The sequence below is a fragment of the Alteromonas sp. AMM-1 genome, assembly GCF_047290655.1.
In the GTDB taxonomy this organism is placed as follows: Bacteria; Pseudomonadota; Gammaproteobacteria; order Enterobacterales; family Alteromonadaceae; genus Alteromonas; species Alteromonas mangrovi.
On the sequence record NZ_JBLBUE010000152.1, the window covers coordinates 1 to 8,149 of the forward strand.

The following is an 8,149-nucleotide window of genomic DNA, read 5'->3' on the forward strand; positions in this document are numbered from 1 at the left end:
CTCAGTGCTTTTGCAGCTGAAAATAACCAAACGCAGTGGGATAGTGTTCAGCAGTGGCTGTCGTATCCTCCACTACCGCAGCGTGTCGATGTAATGGTGGTGCTGGGAGTTGGCCTGGGTGAGCACATTAAATTATTGCTACAAACCGCGCAGATCAAAAATCTGATTATTTATGAACCTGAGGCACAGTATTTTTCCTGTTCATGCATGATCAGCAGTTGGAAAGAGATTTTTTCACTGGCTCAGCAAAAAGGCACTGCACTGTTCATTCAACTGGAAAAAGATGGCCGTGATATCCCGGCCGACATCAGTGAATTGCGTGAACATGTTGATTTTGATGAATTCTATTTATATCAACACTATAACAGTCCAGTGTTTAACATGGTATCGCGCAAGCTAAGAGAACGAGGCTGGCAGGAAAACCTCACTCATGGGTTGCCCATTCAAACCGTATTTAAGCGTGACGAATTTGAACCACTTTGGCTACAGTCAGCAGACATTGACAAATTAACACCTGCGGTGGATAAAAATGCCCGTTTTCAGCTTAATCTTGCTGCGTTTGAACATTATTTCCCAGATATATATCAGCAGTTTAAAGATTATTCACCGTCAAACTGGCAGACCGTTTTAAGCGCTGAGGAGGAATGTAATCTTCTCAGTAAATCCAGCATGCACACCTGGTACGGCGAGTCACCCAAATCAGAATCTGCCGTGGCATATAGTGCCTATGCCTCGCACCCCAACAGGGATGGTTTGGTATTGGGCTACAACGGCACTAAATTACGTCATTATCTGCACTATAAAATGGTACTTGAGAGCGAGGCGCTGTTGCGCTCGATTAGTGAAAAGAACGGCGCACTGCCAGATACTATTAAGTCTCTGATTATGTTCGGTTTGGGAGCGGGTTATCAACTTGAGTCTTTATTAGATAATCACCAGGTTGAAAAATTGTTTCTGTGCGAGCCAAATCGAGATTTCTTTTATGCGTCTCTGCATGCTATTGATTGGGCCGGTATTCTTAAAAAGACGGATGATGCTGGCTATCGAATCTATATCAATATTGGTGACGACGGCGCGAATTTGTTTCGCGACCTATTGAGTCAGTTTTATGCCATAGGCCCCTATAATCTGGCACAGACGTATTTTTATCAGGCCTACTATAACGCAGAATTAAACCATGCTATCTCTCAATTGCGTGAACAGTTGCAGGTTGTTATCGCGATGGGGGAGTACTTTGACCACGCATATTACGGTATAAATCAAACGGTGGAGGGGATCAGTCGGGGTTATCCTCATCTGCTGAAAAATGCCGCGCAGTTAATATCTGCTGACCAAAAAGAATGTCCGGTTTTTCTTGTAGGCAATGGACCATCTCTGGATTATTCCATAGAAGTAATCAAGGAAAATCGCGACAGTGTGATTGTTGTGAGTTGTGGTACGGCACTACAGACTTTGCATCGACACGGCATTGTGCCCGATTATCACGCCGAGATTGAGCAGAATCGTTCTACCTACGATTGGGCCGTGCGATTGGGCAATAAAGAGTACCTTAAACAAATTACGCTGCTTTCGTGCAACGGCATTCATCCTGATACCTGTGAGTTGTATAAATCGACGATGGTCGCATTCAAAGAAGGCGAGTCATCCACTTCGTCAAACCTGAATTTGTTAGAACAGTCGAAATATGCGCAATTGAGTTTTGCTTTTCCTACGGTTAGTAACTTCGCTCTGAACTTGTTTACCTTACTCGGATTTAAACAACTTTATTTGTTTGGTATCGATTTGGGATTCATTGACAAATCGCATCACCACTCGAAGTCGTCGGGATATTACGACGAGCAGGGGAATCCGCTGTACGATTACGAAGAGAAAAACAACACAGGGTTAATCGTGCCAGGCAATTTTGTGCCTAAAGTCAGTACAAAGCACGAATTTAAAGTATCCAAAATGCTGTTGGAAGACTTACTTAGGAATTATAAAGGGGACTGCTATAACACCAGTAATGGTGCTCGCATTAATTATACCCAGCCATTGCCTATCGAAAACGTATTGGTGTTGTCTACACCTGCGCTGAAGGTTGCGGCCATGACTAGTATGGAAGAAAAGGCGTTTTCGCCGATCCAGGCAGCGAATTATAAAGAGGACTTTAGTCAGCGTTATCAATCGGTTATTACACGTCAAGAATTAGCCAAAATGGCAGAACATATCGAATCCACACGAAGTGGTGAACAGGATATTCCATGGTTAGTAGAGCGACTAAAAAATCAACTTTTTTCATCCTACGCTAAAGGCCGGTCTTTATTGTTTTACTACCTGTACGGCACGATTAACTTCGCCAATGCGTTTTTGTTAAAAGTCGATGCAGCAGAAAATAATGAAGACGCTGTGAAAGAGGCATTAGCAATTTTCAGTAAACGTTTTAATCAAATCGCCGCTAAGATCAATGCCAATGTGTTTGGCTTTGATATTACCTCATCGTTTGGCGGTTTGCGCGAACGGGAATATCTGCGAGCCCTGCCGGTTAAGCCTGTTATACCTCTGGTAAGACAGTTTTCAGGCCGTTGTTCGGGCGCTGAGTTTGATTATAGTAACTGGTTTGAAACCGTGACGGATTCGAATGCCCTGCTGTCTGCTCCTTCGGGCATCTATTGGGCTGATGAGCCGCGAGCACTTGATCAGGTCCAGCAACAACTTGCACCTGACAGTCGTTGGTTGCTTGCGATGGTCGGTCCGACATTGGACTGGAAGCCGGATGCTTCTGCTAAACACAGTTACAGTATGGTTGTCCCACTGCCGCATTTTGACGCAGATGCACCCGATATTTGCCTGGGTTTCAAACCGGTCATGAATCAGCGCATGTACGAAATTCAAATGAAAAAGTGCTTTTTAATGCGCGAAGATGCGCTGTGGTTTATCCCGCGTTTCAGCTTTGTGGCGGGAAACCGTGACGCATCATTGGCGTGGTTGTCTGAGTTGGTGGAACAATTACCCGCGTGGGATAATTTTATATTGTATCCCGGTTATCTTGCCATTCCACGGGACCCCAATCATCCCGCTATTCGGGATGCGCTGGGCGGGCGAGCTGAATGGGTACAGGAGCCCTTGAGTGCTGAACATCTGCTCGGGGAAACCGTAACGCAAAAAGAGTTTTTCAACTTAAAGCGCACCTTCCACAAGGACTAAGGCAGATGAATGTTTTAGCGTATTACAATAATGATTGTGGATTAAGGTTAGGAAACCGGTTCCTATGACGATTGCAGAAGACTATCAGAGTACGCTGAGTGCATTGCTTGATGAGCCGGTTTACGGCTTATCGCAGTCGGAAAAACTGACCCGCTTGCAAGCGGTGTTTGCGTTATTGCACGAGCATCATAGTCAGCACTGCACTCCCTATCACAATATGTTCAGACAGCCGGTTTCCCATAATACACCTCTGGACCAATTGCCGTTCATGGCTGTGCGTTTGTTTAAGCTGTTTGCGCTTAAAAGTGTGCCGGATAACGACGTTGTGAAGTGTTTGATGTCGTCAGGTACCAGTGGGCAGGTGCCGTCGAGGATCTTCCTCGACAGCCTGACCAGTCGCATGCAATCCAAAGCACTGGTGAAAATTCTTCAGCAGTTTTTAGGCAAACAAAGACTACCCATGCTGATTATTGATAGTCCTGACGTCAAAGGCGCAGATCGAAAGCTCAATGCCAGAGCAGCCGGCATTCAGGGGCTGGCGATGTTTGGGCGCGATCATACTTATGCGCTAAACCCGGATATGACCCTCAATAATGACGCGATATCTGCGTTTTGCCAACGCTACCAGGACCAGCCAGTATTGGTATTCGGCTTTACCTTTATGGTTTGGCAACATTTCGTCAGCGCACTAAAAACGTCAGGTATAACGGTACATTTACCTCATGCACATTTGTTTCACAGTGGTGGATGGAAAAAACTGGAAGCGCAGAAGGTCAGTAATGAGACGTTTAAACAACAACTTTTTGCTGTGGCAGGAATATCTGCTGTAACCAACTTTTATGGTATGGCTGAACAAGTTGGCTCGGTTTTTATGGAGTGTGAGCAGGGAATGCTACATGCTCCGGTTACTGCAGAGGTATTAATTAGAAACCCCTATGATCTTTCATTAGTGAAAACAGGTGAATGCGGCCTGATCCAAGTACTGTCAACGTTACCGTATTCCTACCCGGGCTATAGCATTTTAACAGAGGACCGCGGGACCGTACACGGCGTGGACGATTGTATGTGTGGCCGGTCAGGCACCTATTTTACGGTGCAAGGGCGGTTGCCAAAAGTGGAAGTGCGCGGCTGCAGTGATACCAGCAGTTCGATGGGCTCAGGAGCGTAGTAATGGATAAGCATAATCTGTTCGATAGTGTGCTACCTGCGTCATCGTCTTTGAATGACCTTGTAACACATCCGCCGATGCCAGTGGCGTCACAATCGATACTCAATTTCATTCAGGCGTTGTCAGACACATTATTGAAAGACCCTGCAAGTCGTGCGTTTCCCGATATTGTCGCACTTGGATTTTGGCTGAGAGATGGCAACATTAAACAACTGGTGAAGCAGATAAACAGTTGTACTCAACAGGCATTAGTTAAACCCGTCGGTACGGTAGTGCATTACACGCCAAACAATGTGGATACCATGTTTTTATACAGTTGGGTATGCGCGTTGTTAATGGGAAACCGAAATGTGGTGAGGCTAGGCAGTGCAGATAGCCCGGCAAAACATCTGTTGTTGGCCTGCTTGGAACGATTATTTTCGTTGCCGGAGTATTCTGATATTGCGCTTAGAAACCTGTTTGTTCAGGGCGCAAAAAGCGATGAAAGTAATCAAGCATTGGCTCAGATTGCAGACGCAAGGGTGTTGTGGGGCGGTGACAATAGCGTGTTAAGCATTAAGCAGTACGCCGCAAAGCCCCGATGTCGGGACATCAGTTTCGCTGACCGCTATTCGGCAGTGGTTATAAATGGTGACAAACTCACTGATGGTGAGCAGTTGAATACCTTGTGCGAGTTGCTCTGGCAGGATGCCAAACCCTATGCGCAGCAAGCCTGTTCATCTCCTCGTGTGCTGTTTTGGTTGGGCAACAAAAATCTGCAAAGTGAATTTGCTCGTGTGTTAAATCATCAAGCGTTAAGTGAAAATGCCAATCCTAACGAAGGTATTTCCAGAGTAAACGAGCACCTTGTAGTATCTCAGTGGTTACAATGTCAGTCGTTTGCCGACGCCCCGCTGGTAATGAACCGCGTGAGTGTTATACCGGTCCATCAGGTCAATACTGAAATGATGGTTATGCATTGTGGGGATGCGCTGTTTTACCTGCAATCTTTGGATAGTCTTGACGACCTTGCAAATTGTTTACCCGCCCGCGTGCAAACCCTTACCTATTGGGGGGTAGAACGCGATGCACTATTAAAGTTACTGGCCGAACCGTCGATACAAGGTGTAGATCGGTGCGTGTCGGTGGGTAAAGCGCTGACATTTTCACCAGAGTGGGATGGCTATCGATTATTAGTGTCTCTATCTCGTTATGTTCAACTGGACTGGGGTTAATGTTTCAAGCGTTAGCGTTTGCTTTTACTACACTGCTAATAAGTCTCTGCATGCTGCGTGCGGTAAAAACACTGCGCGGGCAGCGCGGTGCGTTAACTCAACAGATTTGTCTCGACGATCTGGTATGCCTGCTATTGCCGTCTGCGATCGTACTCTTTGTCCATGTTGTTAACTGGCCTGCATTTACGTTGATAGCTGTTGTTGTAATGGGATTGTACGGTGTGTTGGTGTGGCTGGACGCCGTGTTGTTTGTGCAGTATCGCATTGAAATTAATCGCCAGACGCTGGCTTGGTTTTTCACAGGTAGCAGAGGGCTGGCAAAAGGCTTGCCCCATTTACTTGCGCTGTTTTCTCGCTTCCCGGTTGCGGTACTGATACCGCTGGTATGGTGTGTAGGGGTGGTTTCACTTATTGCTTCGCCATTGCCGCTCAACGTGCTGGTTGTAAGCGTATTGCTTACTGCAGTGTGCCTCTGGCGTATTCAGGCTGGTATTGCCGAAGTGGGCGTATTGCTGGTTCTGATGGTGATGGTAATGAGCTGGTCACCTGATGTACCTGTGGTGGCCTTGGACATCGCAGGCAGTATGTTTCTTGGTGTTGTTGCGTTAATCGGCCTGATGTTATTAATGCGCAAGTTGTTTGTGTCTCAGCACGAATTTTTAACTGCTCCCACTTTACTGGCCAATATTGTTGCCAGCGACGAGTTTGACGCACCACAGGGGTTTGCTGCACGTACCGAGCATCAAAAATTCGTTTCAGCTGACACTCCACCCAAAGAAAAAAGCCGTTATTTTGGGCATTGTAAGCAGGCTAACATTATTCTGGTGACCATGGAGTCGCTGGGCTGTTATATCAATCCCTATATCAATCCTAACAGCGGCCAGGGCGCACATTCCAGACTGGCAGAACGCCTTGCCGGTAATAGCTGGTTGTCGAAACAGCACTTTAGCCTGTGTCCGAATACCACGGTATCAACCAATCAAATGTACACGGGGTTTTACTCGAATAATCCTTATAATAAGGCTGATTCGCTGTTTCCGGGCAAGTCACCCCAGCATATTACTCACTTGCAGAAGCACGGCTATAAAGCCTTGTTTGTCGATAGCGCCGACACGGGCCTATACGATTATCATCGCTTACTGTCGCGGATAGGCTTTGATCGTGTATGGGGTACCAAGGATATTCCGGCAAACGGCCTACAGGCTGACTACCGCTTGTGGAATATGGTGGACGTGATTGCAGAGGAAGTCGCCGACACACCCTTTTTCTTGCACGTGATCAACGATCAGACCCACATGCCTTACGAAATTGTGGATAGTGCCCGTTTTAACCGCCATCGCGGTAATAGTCAAAAAGCCAAATATCTGAATGCGGTTGAAGAAGTTGATTATATTCTTGACGAGTTTCTGCGTCGATTAGGTGAAAAACTGGATCTTAGCAATACCATCGTCGTGTTTACCGGCGATCACGGTGAATCCTTTGGTGAGTTTGGCTATAGCTTTCACAGCAACTCCGTGATCCTGCCACAGATACACGTCCCCTTTATGCTCAGTCACCCGAATTTACCCGCGAAAACACTTGAGCATTCGAGTCATTTTGACCTGTTTCCGACGTTTTTCGATTTACTGGGGATTGATTATTCCCACGATTGTTTGGGCAACCCATTAGGCCTCGACGATCGCGAGTTCGCGTACTTTGCTCATTCCGCCACATTAAAAGGCAATTCCCCGGCAAACTTCGGATTTATTCGCGACGGCGAATTGTTGTGGATGGACCGGCTGTTCAATCAGGTCTCACTATTGGGCAGTGACCAGACTCGTAAGACGCTGGATACCAAAGAACAGGCCTATGCCAAAGCCTTGCTTTATCAGATGTTGTCGGCCCGCGGAGTGATTCAAGCATGAATGGCTATACTACAACCGTATCCGGTTATGCGCCTTTTGTTGAGCGTGCACTTGCGACCGTTCATGAGCAAGGTATACAACTGGTTTCTCTGGATATTTTTGATACCCTGGTATACAGACGGGTGACAAGGCCTTCGGAAATATTCAAATACGCCTTTGAGCGTGTGCAATCTGCGCTATCGTTACCCATGACGGCAGCCGAATATTGTGAACTGCGCGTCAGTACTGAAGTGCGGGTCAAACGTGAAAGCACTCACGGTGAAGTGAGTTTAGAAACCATTATTGCCGGGTTACCTTTCCAGCCAGAGGTGCGTGCTGAATTACTTGTGGCAGAACTCGCTACCGAAGCCGAATTCGGTTTTGTTAGCGAAGAAATGGTGCAATTGGTTGAAGCACTCTGTGACATGAATGTGCCTGTAGTGCTTATTTCAGATATGTATCTGAGCAAAACACAAATTCAACAAACCTTTTTTACGCACTATCCGCAGTTGTTGGGATTGCCATTATTTGTTTCCAGCGAATATCAGAAGAATAAAGCTTCGGGCACCTTGTTCCAATTTGTTCAGACGCAATACCAGATTGATTATGCTAATTGGTTGCATGTGGGTGATAACCGGGTTGCTGATCGGGACATGCCCGTAAAGTTAGGTATGCACGCAGAGTTGCTAAGTAGTCAATTA

4 protein-coding genes and 1 pseudogene are annotated in these 8,149 nt (G+C 46.5%); all 5 read left to right on the top strand.

The features are described 5' to 3' along the window. The coding region (locus ACLR2L_RS16740; RefSeq protein WP_413369711.1) for a 6-hydroxymethylpterin diphosphokinase MptE-like protein at positions 1-3,183 on the top strand (3,183 nt) is incomplete at its 5' end. Between the two features lie 64 nt (positions 3,184-3,247). Beyond that, positions 3,248-4,351, top strand: a complete 1,104-nt coding sequence (locus ACLR2L_RS16745; protein ID WP_413369713.1) for an acyl-protein synthetase — start codon at positions 3,248-3,250, stop codon at positions 4,349-4,351. A 2-nt stretch (positions 4,352-4,353) separates the two neighbouring features. Then, positions 4,354-5,565, top strand: a complete 1,212-nt coding sequence (locus tag ACLR2L_RS16750) for an acyl-CoA reductase (protein WP_413369715.1) — start codon at positions 4,354-4,356, stop codon at positions 5,563-5,565. Further along, the gene (locus tag ACLR2L_RS16755; RefSeq protein WP_413369717.1) at positions 5,565-7,469 is read left to right on the top strand and encodes a sulfatase-like hydrolase/transferase; all 1,905 of its coding nucleotides are present in this window, start codon (positions 5,565-5,567) and stop codon (positions 7,467-7,469) included. The genes ACLR2L_RS16750 and ACLR2L_RS16755 overlap by 1 nt, the downstream gene beginning before the upstream one ends. Beyond that, a pseudogene (locus tag ACLR2L_RS16760) lies at positions 7,466-8,149 on the top strand (hypothetical protein); the annotation flags it as partial. The gene ACLR2L_RS16755 and the pseudogene ACLR2L_RS16760, both read left to right, overlap by 4 nt.

Excerpts from the sequence above, each read along its gene's own strand:
- ACLR2L_RS16750 (WP_413369715.1), top strand. The coding sequence starts at position 4,354 with ATGGATAAGCATAATCTGTTCGATAGTGTGCTACCTGCGTCATCGTCT.
- ACLR2L_RS16745 (WP_413369713.1), top strand. The coding sequence starts at position 3,248 with ATGACGATTGCAGAAGACTATCAGAGTACGCTGAGTGCATTGCTTGAT.
- ACLR2L_RS16755 (WP_413369717.1), top strand. The coding sequence starts at position 5,565 with ATGTTTCAAGCGTTAGCGTTTGCTTTTACTACACTGCTAATAAGTCTC.